12 protein-coding genes are annotated in these 17633 nt (G+C 46.1%); 5 read left to right on the top strand and 7 right to left on the bottom strand.

Annotated elements, in window-relative coordinates:
- Positions 1–26 precede the first annotated feature (26 nt).
- Both ABWW54_RS13215 and ABWW54_RS13210 read left to right on the top strand, forming a co-directional pair.
- Entirely contained in the window at positions 27–611 is a 585-nt protein-coding gene (locus ABWW54_RS13215; RefSeq protein WP_353412811.1) for a TetR/AcrR family transcriptional regulator, read from the top strand.
- A gap of 186 nt (positions 612–797) precedes the next feature.
- Positions 798–1073 (top strand): hypothetical protein, encoded by a 276-nt coding sequence (locus tag ABWW54_RS13210; RefSeq protein ID WP_353412810.1) that lies wholly within the window; start codon positions 798–800, stop codon positions 1071–1073.
- Between the two features lie 279 nt (positions 1074–1352).
- On the opposite strand, the gene ABWW54_RS13205 is transcribed toward ABWW54_RS13210, so the two are convergent.
- The 5 genes from ABWW54_RS13205 to ABWW54_RS13185 form a co-directional block, all read right to left on the bottom strand.
- Entirely contained in the window at positions 1353–1673 is a 321-nt protein-coding gene (locus ABWW54_RS13205; protein ID WP_353412809.1) for a hypothetical protein, read from the bottom strand.
- Positions 1674–1874: 201 nt separating this feature from the next.
- A complete protein-coding gene (locus ABWW54_RS13200; protein WP_353412807.1) occupies positions 1875–2864 on the bottom strand; it encodes an SGNH/GDSL hydrolase family protein in 990 nt (329 codons plus the stop codon).
- Positions 2851–3891 carry an aminopeptidase gene (locus ABWW54_RS13195; protein WP_353412806.1) on the bottom strand — a complete coding sequence of 347 codons (1041 nt, stop codon included), beginning with the start codon at positions 3889–3891 and terminating at the stop codon, positions 2851–2853. The genes ABWW54_RS13200 and ABWW54_RS13195 overlap by 14 nt, the downstream gene beginning before the upstream one ends.
- Before the next feature lie 97 nt (positions 3892–3988).
- Positions 3989–5851, bottom strand: a complete 1863-nt coding sequence (locus ABWW54_RS13190; RefSeq protein ID WP_353412805.1) for a DEAD/DEAH box helicase — start codon at positions 5849–5851, stop codon at positions 3989–3991.
- A 325-nt stretch (positions 5852–6176) separates the two neighbouring features.
- Positions 6177–6506: a DUF1330 domain-containing protein gene (locus tag ABWW54_RS13185; protein ID WP_353412804.1), complete on the bottom strand. Its 330-nt coding sequence runs from the start codon at positions 6504–6506 to the stop codon at positions 6177–6179.
- 102 nt (positions 6507–6608) lie between these two features.
- On the opposite strand from ABWW54_RS13185, the gene ABWW54_RS13180 reads away from it, so the two are divergent.
- The 3 genes from ABWW54_RS13180 to ABWW54_RS13170 are packed head-to-tail and all read left to right on the top strand — an operon-like array spanning position 6609 to position 9210.
- Positions 6609–7304: a nucleoside 2-deoxyribosyltransferase gene (locus tag ABWW54_RS13180; RefSeq protein WP_353412803.1), complete on the top strand. Its 696-nt coding sequence runs from the start codon at positions 6609–6611 to the stop codon at positions 7302–7304.
- Between the two features lie 20 nt (positions 7305–7324).
- On the top strand, positions 7325–8611 hold the full coding sequence (locus ABWW54_RS13175; protein WP_353412801.1) for an NCS2 family permease: 1287 nt from the start codon (positions 7325–7327) through the stop codon (positions 8609–8611).
- 38 nt (positions 8612–8649) lie between these two features.
- Complete coding sequence (locus ABWW54_RS13170) at positions 8650–9210, top strand: phosphoribosyltransferase (protein WP_353413026.1); 561 nt, start codon at positions 8650–8652, stop codon at positions 9208–9210.
- Positions 9211–9297: 87 nt separating this feature from the next.
- On the opposite strand, the gene ABWW54_RS13165 is transcribed toward ABWW54_RS13170, so the two are convergent.
- On the bottom strand, positions 9298–11589 hold the full coding sequence (locus tag ABWW54_RS13165) for a transglycosylase domain-containing protein (protein WP_353412800.1): 2292 nt from the start codon (positions 11587–11589) through the stop codon (positions 9298–9300).
- Positions 11586–17549, bottom strand: a complete 5964-nt coding sequence (locus ABWW54_RS13160) for an alpha-2-macroglobulin family protein (protein WP_353412799.1) — start codon at positions 17547–17549, stop codon at positions 11586–11588. The genes ABWW54_RS13165 and ABWW54_RS13160 overlap by 4 nt, the downstream gene beginning before the upstream one ends.
- Positions 17550–17633: the final 84 nt, after the last annotated feature.

Here is a 17633-nt window from a genome sequence, read left to right as displayed (position 1 = left end):
AATTCAGAACATGTATTCTGCTACCCATGCCTAGAACACGCGAATTTAACCCTGAAGTAGTCCTCGACGCCGCACTAGATTTATTCTGGAGCAAGGGGTACAAGGCGTGTTCCATGGCTGACGTGGTTAAGAAATCCGGCGTTGCTCGCTACGGTTTATATCAGGCATTTACCGATAAAGACCAACTGTACTACGCAACTCTAAAGCGTTACCACCAAAGGCTGCACGACCTGTTCGTAAAGCCCTTTTGTGGCCAACGAGGGGATTTTCACACGCTGGTTGAACACTTTAATCGAGTGTTAGAACAGCTTGAAAAAGGTGAACGAGACGGTTGTTTTGCACATCAAGCCGCGATAGAACGAGGCGCGAAAGATGAACACGTGCATAAAATCGTCAATTGTATTTTTGACGATACAAAGAACACGTATCGAACATTAATCCGAAACGGAATAAGCGACGGTCATATTCGAGCGCTTCCCGTAGAAGACCTCGTAACGTATGTCATGGGCATTCAGAGAGCCTTGATTGCGATGACAAAACAACGATGTTCAGTAGAAGAAAGGCATGATTATGTTAGATGCGCCTTGCAATTACTGAAACCGTCCGTATAACAAATACGATTGTTATTTTGATATACAAAATGTACATTAGATTAATTGAATACCACCGACCAAAGGTTCGTGGATCCTAGTCTGATTTTTTTTATTCATATCAGAATGAATATTCTGATATAACCTTGGCGACTTTCGCCAATAACTGAATTTTATATTCTGAGCTTTAAACCCGAGAGGTACACCATGAAAAAGCTAACATCATCATTATTTGCTCTTACATTCCTTTTTGCTGCTGCTGCACAAGCTGGCGAGCCTGCCAAATCATCAGGCCATGCGGTGACGCTATGTAAGTCACAAGCAGGCTTAGCTCATGAAGGTTACAAGCGAGCCCGTGCAAGCAAAATAAAGCTAACTCGCGGAGTCTACAAAATTAAGCTTAAGGTTGTTACCGAAGAAGGTTCTGTTAAGACTGTCTGCGAAATCGCTAAAGATGGATCAATCAGTTATACGAAAGCGTAAACCTGAACATTCCAAGAGCGCAAAAGGGCTTTGCTACGTAAAGTATCCAAGCCCCTAAGAAAAAAAATATCATTGAAATCTTAATCTTCGAGAGCAGTTTCGACATTGTCGAAGCTGCTGTTAAGATCAACTAAGACAATGACGCGCTCAAACAAAAAGCCCGCTGACCATTACGTCAGCGGGCTTTTTGCTTAGTGTTTGCCTAATTTTGATGTCAGTGATGAGTTACAAGTGCCCATTTCGGAGGAAAACCAAGCTTAAGAAAAAATCCGTCATCCATTATGCATTAATCAACAATCCAGATACGTCATCATTGGCCGCTAATAAATCTAAGTAATCACCTAAACTGGCGAATCGAGTTTGACTACTCACAACCGCCGTTGTGTCATTCGTCAACAATTTTCTTAGCCAGACCACACCAGCCATATCCAAAAAAATTCTGATCAGCTGTCTGGTCTCCAATGCGTCGGTTTTATAATAATAGTCAATCAAGCTATTGCCGAGGTCGTTTGCTGGCAACTTGACCAACTTTTTAATTGCTCGCCCCTCTTTATTTTGTAACTGAACCAATACAGAACGCATTTCAGAACTTATTTTCATACCCCATCCCCATGTGAACCTGAACAAACCTCTTGTTGACTCAGAGATTTTCCAACAACCTCTCTGATATGCCTACTAACTTATAACACAGTTATATTTTTAGCCAGCATCAAGCGCTAATAAGGAGTCAAGAAATGTAAATTCAGAATTTCCTACTTAAAGATCCACGCTCGAACGTAAGATATTTTAACTGAGGCTCGTCTAGAGATCGGTCTTGTCATCTAGTAACAACAAGATAATAGGAGTTATCATGGACTTTGAAGAAGCGGCAGAGGTCTGAATCAGTACTGGTAAGTCAGCGGTTAACTGAGCAGAAATGATCCTATTTGTGGCGCTTGAGGGATGGAGACTGTCAAAAAAAGGGCGTCGTTCAAAGCCAAACAAAGCACATTCCAACTCAATCTCCAATTCACTGGGATCGAAACAACCTTCATCGACTGTGCTAAAGCCAAACGAAGCCGGATTATCCAAGATAGTTTCCAGAGCGCCAAATAGATCAAACTCAACCAAACTTACATCGCGGTCAGTCTTGTATTTCTCTAACATCGACGCTAACGCCGAATTATAAGCTCGACTGTGCAACTCAGACCTGGCTCTCACCCCGGGTATGGACGTCTCTTTTTCAATGGTTTCTGGCAATCGCCCAATGTTAGCGACATTGGGCACTAAAAATGCTCTGGCCCCAGCCGCCACTAATCTGTCTATCTGCACTTCGAGTGACGCCACGATCTCACTTATTGAACTTTCTGCGGAAGGCAGAGAAGCGATGGAACGAAGCCCCCGTATATCATTGCCACCGATGAATATCAGATACAAGGCGTCAGAATCCGCATCGCCGTTAGTTCGATCTAAATACGCGGTGACCTGTGATGATAAATCCTCGCGATCAGCCCCTACTATGTTTCCGCCAGCAACGGCAAAATTAAAACCACCCGTTTGATCAAGTAGGTGACCAGAGCGATCCGCATTGCTGCCAACTTTTAAAGCTAAGAAGTCCGCGGAAACAGGACCATCGGATATTCTATTTTCGAAGTAAGGGGGCGGAAAATCAACAAACGCCAGATTGCCAGTATCTGAAAGGGAGTCACCAAAGACTACCAATTTAGTAAAATCCGATTGTGCACGGCCTAAAGACGAATAAAGGGACCCAGTTATTATGAAAAATATAACAACAAATTTAACGACAAACATAGGGGGCTTCCAAAAGGTGGTTGTTTTCAAGTCTCTGGTATAAACGCCTCAGATCACCACCACAGCGTCGCAATAAAGCTTCGAGTGGCGGCAACTTTGTATGATAAGTCGAGAATGCGGCCAAACGCGCGTTGTTAATTGGTTGTAACACCCAGTTATCAAAATACCCTTTGCCTGACCATTCATTGAGCTTAAAACTCTCGTAGTTTTTGCGAAAGGTAACTATCGCCTTTTTCTTCTCTCGACCCTTTATGTCATCTTCGTACGACTGATCATAAATACGATTAAGCTCAGATTTCAATTGTTCAATCAAACCTGAAAAATCACGAAGCGCTTGCTGCCTACGCAGGTATCGTTCAAGCTTGTCCGGAAAATAGGCGGTAAGCCATTTAATGGCACCCTGTTCACCGACCAAGCTTGCAAAAGCCTCGTTAAGTGAGGACTCACCATTAATATAGAGTCTTTGGTGCGCGAGTTCGTGAAAGAGCATTTCAGCAAAATCGACATCCGAGGTACGAAGCATCGAAGGCAATATTGGATCTGAAAACCAACCGAGCGTTGAGTACGCGGGAGCGCCCCCAACATTGACCTCCCAGCCTTTACGTTCCAGGCCATTCGCATAGGCAGTGGCTGCCTCGCGCGAAAAGTAACCGCGATAAGACGCACAACCGATAATAAAATAGCACCATTGCTTGGGTTTTAATGAATACGGTGGAGCCGCCGTGACTACCCATACCGGGTAATCACGCTCAAGGGCAACGTACGTTGTATAACTAGTATTATCAGGCAACCCGAGCTCTTGAACAGAAAATTTTTTGAGTTCTTTGGAAAGCCTCAATTTTTCGGCGGTTTGAGGGTCAACTGTTTTTATTGCTCGCTCTATAGGCATTCGCGCTAACATGAGCTTTGAATGCCCCACAATACTCTGGGAATAATATCCCACAGACTGGCAGCCGCAGAGTAGGCTCAACGTGGCAAGCAGAAGAGCGATTCTATTTAACTTTCTAAAACTTCTACTGCTCAGCATCGTTGCCGACACCCTCGGTTACGTACAATCTGTTAATTCGACAGTATACGTCAACGTTTGGTTACACCGAACTACGACGAAACTTCTCGAGCGCTGCTTATTTTGACCGGTCTTTACGCTTACCTTTGGCGTAATCAGATGTCCCTTTTTTCTTAGGCGAACCTTTACCTTTTTTGGAATTATACGATTTTTTGCCTGCGGGTGCGTCCGATCGCCGCTTTGCTCCACCCTGCCCTCTGGGCTTTCTTCTCCCGAAATCACTTGAGTCGTCTTCGGCAGGAGCTTGAGTGTACTTTTCTATTTCCAAAGGCCTGTTCGACACTCTTGCGCGGCGAAGAATACTCATTGTTTCTTTCGGCATATCCGCCGGTAAATCTACCGTTGAATAACCATCGCGGATCTCAATGTCGCCAATGTATTTACTTTCTAACTCAGCTTCATTGGCGATACATCCCACAATGCTGCCAGGCTTTACCCTATGCCGATGGCCCACCTTAAGGATATACCGAGTCATCTCAACATCAGGAAAACCCTTAAGAGCTTGAGGCTTAAGTTCAGGCGCTGGTTTATCAGCTCTCCTTACGCGCGTTGACTCTCTGCCTCCGTCTCGACCACGGTCGTCGAAAGAACTCGAAGGAATGTCTTTTTCGTCAAGGATCAGGCTCGATCCACCTTGCGCCAAGTAAGCGCTTGCAGCCGCTATCTGTTCCGAGCTCACCTCAGCTTCAGACTGTAACTCAGTAATAACTTGTGAGAAAGCATCTAAGTTTTCAGACTCTATTGTCTGCAGTATTTTCGCTTTAAATCGCGCTACTCTGTTCTGATTAATATCATCAACAGAAGGTAAATCCATTGGTTCGATGGGTTGCTTAGTTGCGCGTTCGATTGAGAACAGCATGCGCTTTTCGCGTGGTGCCACAAACAATATCGCGTTACCACTTCTGCCCGCACGCCCGGTTCTGCCAATACGATGAATATAAGATTCAGTGTCATGTGGTACGTCGTAGTTAATGACGTGGCTAATCCTTTCTACGTCTAAGCCTCTGGCAACAACATCAGTGGCCACCAATATATCAAGCTTATTACTCTTAAGCCTCCCTACCACCTTCTCTCGATTGGCTTGAGGAATATCGCCATTCAAAGCTTCGGACCTGAACCCTCGTGCCGACAATTTGTCGGCCAACTCAACCGTGGCGTTTTTAGTGCGGACGAAGACAATGACACCGTCAGTCTCTTCACTTTCCAATATTCGTGTTATTGCGTCGAGCTTATGTGTCCCTCTGACTATCCAGTAGCGCTGCTTGATATTCGCGGCAGTGGCTGTTTTACCAGCGATCTTTATATGAACAGGATCAACTAAATGTTGATCTGCGACCTTTTTGACCTCACGCGGCATGGTGGCAGAAAACAACGCAATTTGACGCTCTTTGGGAGCATGCTCTAGCACCCACTTCACATCGTCAATGAACCCCATCCGGAGCATTTCATCCGCTTCGTCCAACACAATCGTTTTAAGGTCCTTAAGCGACAACGTATTGCGACGCATGTGATCCATTACACGACCAGGAGTGCCAACCACGACCTGCGCGCCACGGCTCAATTGCTTAAGTTGAATAGTGTAGGACTGGCCGCCGTATATTGGTAATACGTTCAAACCTTTAATGTGTTTCGAGTACTGCTGACAAGCTTCTGCAACCTGAATGGCTAATTCTCTAGTAGGAGCCAAGATAAGTAATTGAGGAACTCGCTTGCTTGCATCCACTTTGCTGAGCAGCGGCAATGCAAAGGCCCCTGTTTTACCCGTGCCCGTTTGCGCTTGTCCTAATAGGTCCCGGCCCTCAAGTAAAACGGGAATACTCTTCGCTTGAATTGGCGAAGGAACTTCATACCCAAGATCGGTAACCGCACGTTGTACTGGTTCTGGTAAACCCAAATCAGCAAATAAAATAGAATCAGACATGCACGCTCCAAAGTTGAGTGGCAGCCCAGAAATCATATGCTGCCGTGTAATAATAGTCACCTAAACTAGCATTGGCGACAAAGCCGCGCGAGTATACAGGCTCACCTACTTTGGTGCTAATGATGATGAGCGAAACCCGTCCTTAAATGTAAAGTTCGCTAAATGAAGGCAAAATAACCGCTTTATGCCGTGTGAGACCGAAGAGTTGCACCATATATTTGTTGAATGTTATAGACATATCAAACCCGCAGTCGACTCCGTAGTCAAACCACGACGAACCGTTCTAAATGCGGCCGCAGGCTGACTCCGCAATGTTTACAACAATTTAGTGGGATACAGAACGTTTTTCAGGTCTGGCACAACGAACCAAGAGTGAATTTTCAACCGCTTCTTTTTTCATAAACGCCAGATTGTGATGCTCTGGACTATTAGCAAATTTCTTGAAGGCTTCAAAATTAGGATATTCAACAAAAAAAATCAGATCGGCGTCAAAGTCTCCTTCCAATGCCCGTTGAGGCTCAAAGCTTTTTAACTTTCGCCCTCCGACCGACTCAATCATCGGAAACGCCAATTTCCAATAGTCTTGGAAACGTTCCTCGCCCCCATCCTCTCGAAACCACAAAACATTCAGCATGTATACGCGTTCATCTTTCATACGCTTCCCCTACAAAATCATCTTCGGCTGTCCGTCTAAGCCGCCAATAAAAGCAGTTTTCATGGTATCTTTTGCGCAACTAAACTTTCCTATTAAATAATCATGAAACTGCATCAAACACTGTCCTTGCTCTTGATTGTATTCACCCTTACAGGGTGCCAAGCAAATGTCAAGAAAAGCACTCAATTTGATTCAACCCAAAACCCAGCTCAGAAACCGGTTTACTCAATTTATTTAGCCGGCCCTGAAGTGTTCCTTCCAGATCCCATTGCGGCTGGAGTATCCAAGAAAGCAAAAATCGCTGAACTAAATTCACGTTATGACTGGCCCTTTACGCTCGTTGGCCTGTACCCTATGGACAACGAAATTGAAAACTTCAAACCCGACTTCAAGACTGGCGTAATTATTTATAAGGCCAATATTGATCTGATGCAAAAAGCAAATTTTGTCACTGCGAATATGATCAGATTTAGGGGGCCTAGTATGGACGTTGGTACGGCGTTCGAAATGGGATACATGAACGGTTTGAACAAACCCGTCTTCGCCTATTACGATGCAAAACCATTTTATGGCGAACACGAAAAACCCGGCATTTATCGGGACCGTGTCAAAAAATATTACCCGATTTCACCTGAAAACGAAGACACTGACGCAGATGGTCAGAGTATAGAAAATTTTGAAATGGCTGATAATCTGATGATGATTGGTTCACTGTTATCTGGAAGCGGGGAAATAGCGGACAGTTTCGAACAAGCCATCATTCAAATTGCTGATTACATTAAGGCGAACAACAACTAATTCCTTACTCGGACCCAATTATGCTCAACCGGATTTTCGCGTTAGAACAAAACAACACCACCGTGCGTCAGGAAGTTTTCGCTGGCATTACCACCTTTTTAGCCATGGCCTACATTGTCGTGGTTAACCCTGCTATTCTCAGCGATGCTGGAATGGATTTTGGTGCGGTCTTTGTTGCAACCTGTTTGGCCGCCGCCCTGGGCAGCTTAATTATGGGCCTCTATGCGAATTACCCAATAGCACAAGCCCCTGGCATGGGTCAGAATGCTTTCTTCGCGTACGGCATCGTTCTTGGAATGGGAATTTCTTGGCAAATTGCTCTGGGCGCCGTATTCATCGCTGGGCTAATTTTTTTAGTGCTCAGTGTGCTACCGATCAGAGAATGGCTGATTAACTCCATACCGACTTCATTGAAACTTGGCATGTCAGCTGGCATCGGCCTTTTTCTCGGCGTTATCGCCCTCACAGGAAGCAAGGTCATAATAGATAACCCAGCGACTTTAATTAGCCTAGGAGACCTCACGGAATTGCCTGCCCTGTTAATGCTACTGGGTTTTATGTTGATCGCTGGACTCACTTCTCGCGGAGTCGTCGGTGCCGTACTCATAGGCATTATCGTCATTACCCTCATTGCTTGGACACTGGGAGAAACCACTTTCGACGGAATTGTTTCCATGCCGCCCGACCCCAGTGCACTTCTTGAGCTGGACATCAAAGGCGCGCTCGAATGGTCGATGGTGACGGTGATACTCACGCTACTTATCGTTGACATTTTTGACACCGCAGGAACCTTAGTTGGCGTCGCAAACCAAGCCAATATGCTCGACGAAAAAGGGCGACTACCTCGCCTTAAAAAAGCGCTGTTAGCCGACTCAAGTGCAACCACAGCTGGAGCGCTATTGGGCACATCGCCGACTACCTCCTATATTGAAAGTGCCGCAGGAGTCCAAGCGGGCGGACGAACAGGGTTAACCGCCGTGACCACGGCAGCCTTGTTTCTAGCCTGTTTGTTTATTGCGCCGGTCGCAAAAGGAATTCCTTCATTTGCAACTGGCGCCGCATTATTGTTTGTGGCCTGCTTAATGATACGCTCAATTTCGAGTCTGGACTGGAATGACATAACCGAATCCGCGCCCGCCGTCATTGCCATGCTAGGAATGCCGCTGAGTTATTCAATCGCAGATGGCATTGGGCTAGGATTCATAGCCTATTTCATAATTAAGTTACTTGCTGGAAAAAATAAAGACTGCCCTCCCGCGGTCATCATTATTTCAGCCATTTTTATTTTAAAGTTCACATTTCTTTAGATCTTACTATTTAGTCGAGCACTTTCATGAGCGATCCTGTGACCAAGCACTTCATCAGTGCCAACGAACTTCTCACCGATTCATTTTTATTAGCAAAGCAGATCTATGAAAGCGGCTATCGACCAGATTTTATAATTGGCGTATGGCGTGGTGGCGCACCCGTTGGAATTGCAATTCAGGAGTACTTTGAATACATGCATGTGCCGACAGACCACATTGCCATTCGAACCTCTTCTTATTATGGAATTAACAAGCAGGATAAAAATGTTCGTGTACATGGGTTGGACTACATTATCGATAACGTCAATGCTGAAGATGATGTGCTTCTGGTCGACGATGTTTTTGATTCTGGTCGCAGTATAAAAGCGATATTTGAGAATATGCAAATTAGAACCAGACGCAACATGCCTCACAACATGAAAATTGCCTGCCCGTGGTACAAACCGACCAGAAACCAAACCGATCACTCACCAGACTTTTACGTGCACGAAACAGACGAGTGGTTAGTCTTCCCTCATGAGCTGACTGATTTAAGCATCGAAGAGATTCGCGAACACAAACCTGCGTTGGCCGCGACCATTGATGCAAAGAGGGAGTAACCATTCCTCAGACATCGCGGCTAAAAATAACGCGGACTCAGTAACAATCTAGGCATCGTTAGCTAGGTTTTTACGTATTGTTCTGCGTTACTTCACCAAGTAACTGGCACGTAATCGTTTAGGTTCGGCTTGATTTGGGAAAAACACTCTTGCTTCGACTTGATGGTGGCCTCGCTCGACCTGCCACGGCTGTCGCGCATTTCGATTTATCGCTATCCGTTGCTCATCGATATACCATTCGACCCTTTCAACTCCCTCTACACTGCTTAACTTGAAATCAATTTGCTGTAAGTCTGAGGGAATGCGTGGGTCCACTGCAAGTTCCGTCTGATCGATGGGCTCAAGCAACTCAATATCCGCATCGGCTTGTGTTTGAGGTGCATTCTTCAATGGTTCGCGCTTTGACAAGAAATATTCGTTTCTTGACGCGCACTCACCGTCATAAAGACTGGCTGAGTCCAAACACACTCGATACTGCTTAAGTTTCGGGCTGAGAAAGAGCCCTTTTGTTTCTGAATTTTTTCGCAATTTAGAAAACATGTCCCGCATGGCGGCCGCGGGACCTATTGAACCGGTTACCTTATCTGTTGGCGTGTTATCCAAATTCCCCATCCACACTCCTACCACATACTTATGATCGTACCCAAACACCCACGCATCCCGATAATCGTTGGAAGTGCCGGTTTTAACGGCCGTCTGAACGGGCATTCTCAACAGACTATTACGGCCAAACTCTAAGGCACGAGCATCACTGTCGGATAAAATATTTCCGATCAATGAGCTGACTTCCCCGTCGAACACTGAGGTGATTGTCGTGAGGTCGGTTCCAGTGGCTACATCAACGGATGGGATATTCGACGATTCCTGTATTATCTCTTTGACCGTTCTTATTGGCCGCAAAGTGCCACCACTCGCGATAGCGGAATACGCTCTCGCCATGGAATACAGGCTCACTTCACCATTTCCTAAGGCAATTCCATTCCCATAATCCACTGACCTCAGGTCCAGTTCTTTAAGGCCAAGAAGGTTAAGCTTATTCATCAGAGGGGTCAGCCCCACGTATTTGGCGGCTTTTATTGCAGGTATGTTCAACGAATTACCCAGAGCATTGCGCAAACTGATATTGCCATAATAGGTATTACTGTAGTTTCGGTATTCATGCACCCCGCGGCCAACCCCTTCTCGTAGAGGGCTATCATCGATTAAGGTTGCCGGCGACCAGCCTTTTTCAATGGCGGCCGCATAGACAAACGGTTTTAACGTTGATCCAGGCTGTCGCTTGGTTAAAACACTGTCAAATGCAGAACCCGAACTTCGCTTACTGTTTCCGACCGCCCAGACCAAAACGTCGTTGGATTCATGATCCAACACGATCATCGCGGCATTGTGAACCTTTTTGCCAGACAAGGCCTTGAGGCGAGCTTCCAACACCGTGTTAGCATAGCTTTGCAAGGATAAATCTAGGGTGGTAACAAGCTTACTGGGGTTGTTTTTCTTAGCCTGGTCGTGCGAACCAAGATGCCTATTCGATTCGGTTTTTTCATAAACGTGTCTCGCGAAGTGCGAAGCATCGACCATATCATTAATCTGGCTAACTTCTAGTTGTTGGTTCATCAACTCTGCCGCGCTAATCAAAAGCCCATTTGCTTCAAAACGATCAGCCAACAAGTGCAGTCTGCCACTAATTTTAGTGACACTTTTGCGAAGATCAAAACGAGATGGGGCTCGAACTAACACCGCTAAGGACAGCATCTCTTTCTGACTGAGAGTAAATAAGTCACGATCAAAATAATAACGTGCTGCCTGCACCACGCCCCTGCGTTGAGCCGCGTAAGGAACTTGGTTCAAGTAAAACTCAAAAATGGTCGCCTTATCAAACTCTGTCTCCAATTGTTTCGCTTCCCACCCCTCGACCCATCGCGACCATGCGGTTCGCGGTCGCTGATGAATCATTCTTACTACCTGCTCAGATATTGTACTGGCGCCGCGGACACCTTTGAGTGACAAGATGTTTTGCATTACCGCATTTATTCGAGCAATCCAGTCGATACCAGCATGCGAATAGAAACGTTTGTCTTCAGCAATGACGAAGGCCTTTTGAAGAAACTCAGGAATGTCATGCAAACGTTTCTGATCATGGATGTTCCAGTGATTTTGAAACGTTATGGTCAGGGGACGCCCCGAGCGATCAAGCAACTGTGATTTCACTGCTTGTGCGGTCAAGACATTTAAATCACTTGGTAGGGTACGCATTGCTTGACTGGTCGCTAACCAAAGAACGATCGATAACATAGCGGCAATCAATGGAAAAACTCGCAACAAAATCAACCAACGGTTACGCAATAAAAATGGAAGCAAAAATCGAATACGATAACTCATTGGTCACTACCGTTAAAACGTTCAATCACAGGGCTTGTGTCGACTTCTAACCTAGCTGGCACTCCGAGACCAAACACATCAGGGTCGTACATTTCCTCAACCTTGAGCGGCCTGACAGCAAAACTACCATTGGCAATCACTTGCGCCACGTACGAGAGATGATAATCACCAGCCGGCAGATAATCGGAATAAAATCGAACCGCCTCGTGGCGTAATTCTTTGTGATAAAAACTGTAACCATAACGGCCGTATCCAGTCCAAGCGGCCCGTTTATACCACCATGATTGATTGTCCCTGGTTTGCGAAGCCTGCTGAGCATCGATCAGAGAGCTCGTTGCTAAATCCTTATTAACCGGCTCAAGGCCACCGGGCACAGGATCATCGATCACCACGTAATTCCTAGGTCCAGCCGTTGACAGAAACAAGTCAACCCGAACCAATTCACCTTTTTCAACCTTCATTGGGTCAGTCAACATTTCCCAAATACCATTTCTCTGAACCGAATATTCTCGCAGCACTTCGATACCCGCATTTATGGAAGTTGCACTGTCGTCGTTCTTAGCAAATGAGGCTCTGACTGCATAATAAAACCGTCCTTGCCCTGTCTTACTAAGGACGACGTTTCCAGCTAAATTTGACTTAACCGTTAATGCGGGATTAGACAAGATTGACGATTCATCTTTAACGCTATCAAACTCTGTCTGCCCTAACTTAATTCCCCGATCTGAAACCGCAGACTGAAACTCGCCCGATACAACCATGTTTGGCTTCCGTTTCTCATACAGCTGGCTAAAGTCCCACAATGCATTCATGCAGAAGATATTTTCCTGAGTATTCTCCCAGTGATCACGATTGCCTCGAGTTTGAGTGATGGATCGCACCTGTTTAAACGGAATATCAGCCAAGAGAGTAAACAGTTCTTCAGACCCTTGCGAAGCAGTTAGCAAAGAACTCAGCACCGCGCAATTACTGCGTAAAGATGAGAAAAGCGTTGAGTATGAATTGTGAGCAGCTTGATCATTGAAGGAAAACTTACCACCAGACTGGACACTCTGCGACAGAATCGAATTGCCTAGCTCAAGGACGACGGATTCACTCGCATCAACCGAACTCATTGCATTCAAGAAGTGAGCTTTAGCAAACAGGTTCATTTTTGTGATATAGGGTTTATACCGCATCAAATCAGCGCGTTTAACTTTACCTCGAGCAGCAAGTGCGGCTAGGGCCACCATTCGAACTGATAGATTATTTGTTAGTTGCGATTCCGAACTTCCCTGACGCAAGTAAGAGGTCAAATACTCATGCAATTTCGATTCTACGCCCTCTGGAACCGCTTTTCCTTGTTTGCGTAACCAAACGAAAGCAAGTGCGGTATACGCGCTCAGATAAGGGCTAACGTAATCGTCTCTATTTATCCAATACGCCATTCCGCCATTGGATGCCTGAAACTGAACGGCTTGATCCAATGTTGACTGCGGCAGAGTCTCACTGCCCGGCCATTCAAGGTCTGCAGGAAGGTAGTCAAACAAGCTTTGATACTGTGCCGCTGCAACGCTTTTGCTTAAGCGTTGCTCCCAACAAGCATACGGATAGTCTCTCATGTAGCGGAAAGCACCCGCTATGTTTCCGATCACCGAAGGAGAAACCTCTACCTTTACACCACCGACTCCCGACACAAGCCCTCCAGGAAACTGCAGCGGTTCACTAATTCGTGCTTGAGTGCTGGTCCCGTAGCTCGCTTCAGTCAACACTGTATAACGAGGGCGTACTGTTAAGTGGTGCTCTATCGCGTCACTGTCTTTCCTATCTCCTGCTCTCGCGAAAAAAGCCAGTTCACCCACTGAATCTGTGGTCAGAGGCAACCAAACCTTCTCGCGTTGATAAGGCGCTAAATTAACGGTTAGTTCCTTTTTAATAGGACTGTTTAGAGCCGAACCTGAGGCTCGCAGTTCAACGTTTAAAGTGCGAGGCTTATCAGTGCGATTCATGACACTAAATCCCGCCTGAACAGAATCTCCCTTAGTTAATTGATTTGGCATGACCGGTCTTAGTTCGGTCGGCCTATTCACTTTGAAATTGCTGGTAGCCATACCCATGCGCGTCTCTTTGTCGACCACCATCGCTATCACTCTCCAGCCCGTCAGATTATCGGGCAGGGTAAAGTCAAATTGTGCTCGGCCTGACTTATCAAGTTCGATAGACGGATTCCAATGCGCAACAAACTTAATTAGGTCTCTAAAATCGGTCGATTCAGATCCAGCGCCTCCGCCTCCTCCTGAGTTCGCTCCTTTTTTCTCGAACCGTTGTCTCCCAACCAAACGCATCAAAAGGTTGTAATTAGCCACGCCAAGGCCTTCCAACTTATTAAACCCTTGGTAAGGGTCGTAGTAACCTTCCCCTTTACTATTAAGATCAAAAACAGCCTCGTCTAAAACCACAATGGCAAGTTCCATAGGGCTCGTTTTTCCAGTATTTGGTTTGGCTTTGACCGAGACCTTTACGCTCTCTCTTGGCTTGTAGACTTTTTTATTGGTCTTTAGCTTTATGTCAATTTGCTTTGAATCATCGCGCACATCTATTTGTAAGTACCCCATTTTGAATGCTGGCTTACCTAAATCCACCTCACCGTCGCCCAAGGGTTGAGAAATCCGGGGAGATGCAATGACCACCGACAAATAAAAACCAGGATTATCATCGCTTTCGATTGGTACCTCGACAATTGGTGTACTGCCATCTAACGTCTTCTGCCAAGTCTTGAGAACCCCGTAGCGCTCCTTTGTAATCAATGCCTGCGCTCCAGGAAAAGGGTTTTTGATTAAGAATTTTGCAGTATCTCCCGCTTTGTACTCCTTTTTGTCAGCGACAATTTCGACTTGATTGTTATTCGCCCCGCTCCACACAACAGCCCCCTTACCTACGACCCATGTGTGTATCTGATTACTCACCCTTCGACCTTTAGAGTCAGAGAGCGAGGCCGTTACTCTGTGAGAACCGGGGTGGGTCGGAATAAATTCACAACTCATGGGATTCGCATTGCTCGTCTGCTCACACCGAGATACCTCCTGCCATTCATGAGAGTACTGAGTAAGGTAAGCGTTTCCAGCCCCCTTAATCCTGGCTGCCTTGGTAACACGACGTTCAACAACAAGAATAACTTCATCACCCTGAGAGGGCGCTCCTCGTGGCCCGACAACCAACGACTCAACTCGACTTCGATCGCCCACATTATGAATCCAGGACGTATTTTTTAAGCCGATGAATCGGTCACGACCGACATAATCTGCACTGGAGCTTCCCGCAACAAATTTTCCACGGTCGTCGCGTACGGCACTTTCAACCCTAAGACGCCCGAAAACGATCGACTTGCCATCGACGGTAAAATCAGCGGCTTTTTCACCATTTTTATCAAGAGCCCCCTGACTTTGATGCAATGTATGTTGACCTTGCCCACCACTAACCCCAAAAGAAAAGCCGTTGGCTAAAGGGTGGTCTGTGGTAAATCTACGTGCAGTTAGAACTGCCGTGACACGAATCTGAGCGTCAGTATAAGGCCCACCAGCGTGCATTTTGGCGTAAGATGACACACTAAGCGTGTCACCACTTTGAAACAAATCACCATTAAGGTCATTACCTACGTTAAATGATGCTGGAACAAAATCACTCACCAATACTTGCATCGGAAATCGGGTGTAACTATTTTCTCCGTTGAAAAACGTGAGCTGAAAACTATACCAGCCCACAGCGGCATCTTTTGCGGTCTTAAACTCACCATGAACTGCGCCAAATTCGTTGAGCGATGCATCCTCGATTTTATGGATGACTTGCCCTTTTGGGTCTACCACTTTGATTTCATACTTGCCTTTCGGCGGGACCACCCAGTGACGATTGCTTTGGCCACGAACATACAACTTGTATTCAATGGTTTCACCAGCCTTATACACACCCTGTGCGGTGGTACCCCAGGATTTAACGTAGCCGTTTTTAGTCTTAAGGTTAGGCCAAGGCTGCGTCCAAGACTCATAGTTCCTATCTATTGGGAGAAACGCTGTATTTTCACCTTTGCGAACCTTAACGATTAATCTTGGAGCAGAAAAACGATAAGGGTTTCGGTATTTCAGGGTGGGGTCTAACTCAAGAATACCCTCGAGTTTTGCGAGACCACTATCGTCGGTATACACGCTTTTATCACTCTCGCTAAGTGACGATACATTTGAATAATGTTCAAGTTCGATACCGACTTCAGCGCCGTTCACCGGCAGTCCAGTTCTGAGGTCCGTCACCCATACGTAGGAATTAAAATGTCCAAACTTAAAATGAACTTGATACGGCGTAACTTGGGTTACGAATGAGTATGCCCCATTACCATAGTTACTTTGAACTGGACTCGAGCTCAATGTCCCGACAAGCATTCCAGATCGCCCGCCGAGAATATTGCGTACGCCAATCGGCACTTTATAAGCCACATCAGAAACATTAAGCAGTTCCTTAGAAAACCCCAAACCTCGTTCCAAAGTAGACGCCGTCGTAATCGAGTAATCTCCAATTTTAAGGTCTTTTAGATTAGTAACGTAAGCGGGTAACTCTGAATCAACGCCCTGCTCAAGCACCGAATGACCGTGCTCAAACACTAATCTTGCTTTTCGGTGGGCGGTTAGGAAGGCCATGTCAATTGGCCTGTCAAGGTCGCGACCAAGCTCGTCCTTAAATCCATCGAGGGATCTCAACGAGTACTGCTCAAAAGCCTTCAGAGTCTCGGGCACTTTCAGCCGGTAGGGTTGGTTATTCCCATAGTCAAATCGATAAGAAAGGTAGGACCTCAATTGGTAGCGATCACTGCGAGTAGACCATGGTTTATAGGTAGGGTCATTACCTGCCAAATCTGGGCTAAACTTTAAATACTGTTCCGCCGTGGCATAACTCACTGGACCACTGAACGCAAGTTCTATGCGCCTTTGGGGGTCACATGATTCAATCTTATTCTGATCTTGCCCTTGCGCCCTAAGCTCGGTTTGCGCTGCAAAGTCAGGCTTTAGTATCAACTCATCGTACGAGTCTCTGTGTGTACAATGAACACCCAAAAACATCAATTTTGGCAGACTGCGAAACCGGTGTACGGAGCTGTTAATTTTGGCATCCAGATCGCCGTCGATTCCCAAAAGCCCCGACGTTAATGAAATGTGAATATTCGCGTCTTCAGGCAGGCCAATCGCAGGTTTGATTCGCCATACTGTTCTAGCCTCTTGCGCCGCTTCTGACCGCCTTTTTTGTTCAACTAACGACAATCGCTCATCCATGTTGTGTGAAAGCTGCTTGAGAAATTCAAAACCTCGATTCACCTCAAAAAGCGCATGCATTTGATCCCGCCAACTGTTCCAGTTTTCTGGCAGCACAATGCTAGATTCATAGTTTTTATCGGTGGAAACGAGTTTCAGACTGTTTAACACACTGCTTCTGGTCACTGGCTGATCAAACACCACGCGCACTATCGGCTTTGATTCATCGGACCACTCTTCTAAATGTACACGACTGACCTTAGGTCGCTGAGTTGTGAATGTATGGTTGTATCGCTCTCCGAGTTGCGCTCCACTGAGTGCCGCCATGCTGGTGGCGACCGAGACGGTATAGTTTGTGGCTTTTTTCAGGGGCGCATCTCGCTTGAGCTGACACGCTAAGGAACTGGTTTCAATCCAGCGCCATTCGCATTCGACTTGCGGTTTGATACTGATTGGCACTTGTGATGATCGCACCTGCATTTGACCAATGGCCACCATCGGTTGATTGAATTTAAATACAATTTGACGATTAGACGTCGGCACATCCTCACCGGCCGGGATAACTCGTATTAAATCTAATTCCGCTTTAGGGCTATTCAGCGTAGCCGAATCAAACGCTTTTTGAGCCAGTGACGTACACGTCAACATTAATCCAAGCAGCGTGACGCCAACTAATCGTATTCTCAAGGCACTATCCTCAATCCATGGTTTCAATAAGGATAGTATGCCGCGCCCAGCTAACTTTATGGGTGGGATTTGTGTGGGATTTGT

The sequence above is a fragment of the Arenicella sp. 4NH20-0111 genome (assembly GCF_040366405.1).
In the GTDB taxonomy this organism is placed as follows: Bacteria; Pseudomonadota; Gammaproteobacteria; order Arenicellales; family Arenicellaceae; genus Arenicella.
Note: the sequence above shows the minus strand (reverse complement) of the source record. Positions and strands in the feature narration are given on the sequence as shown.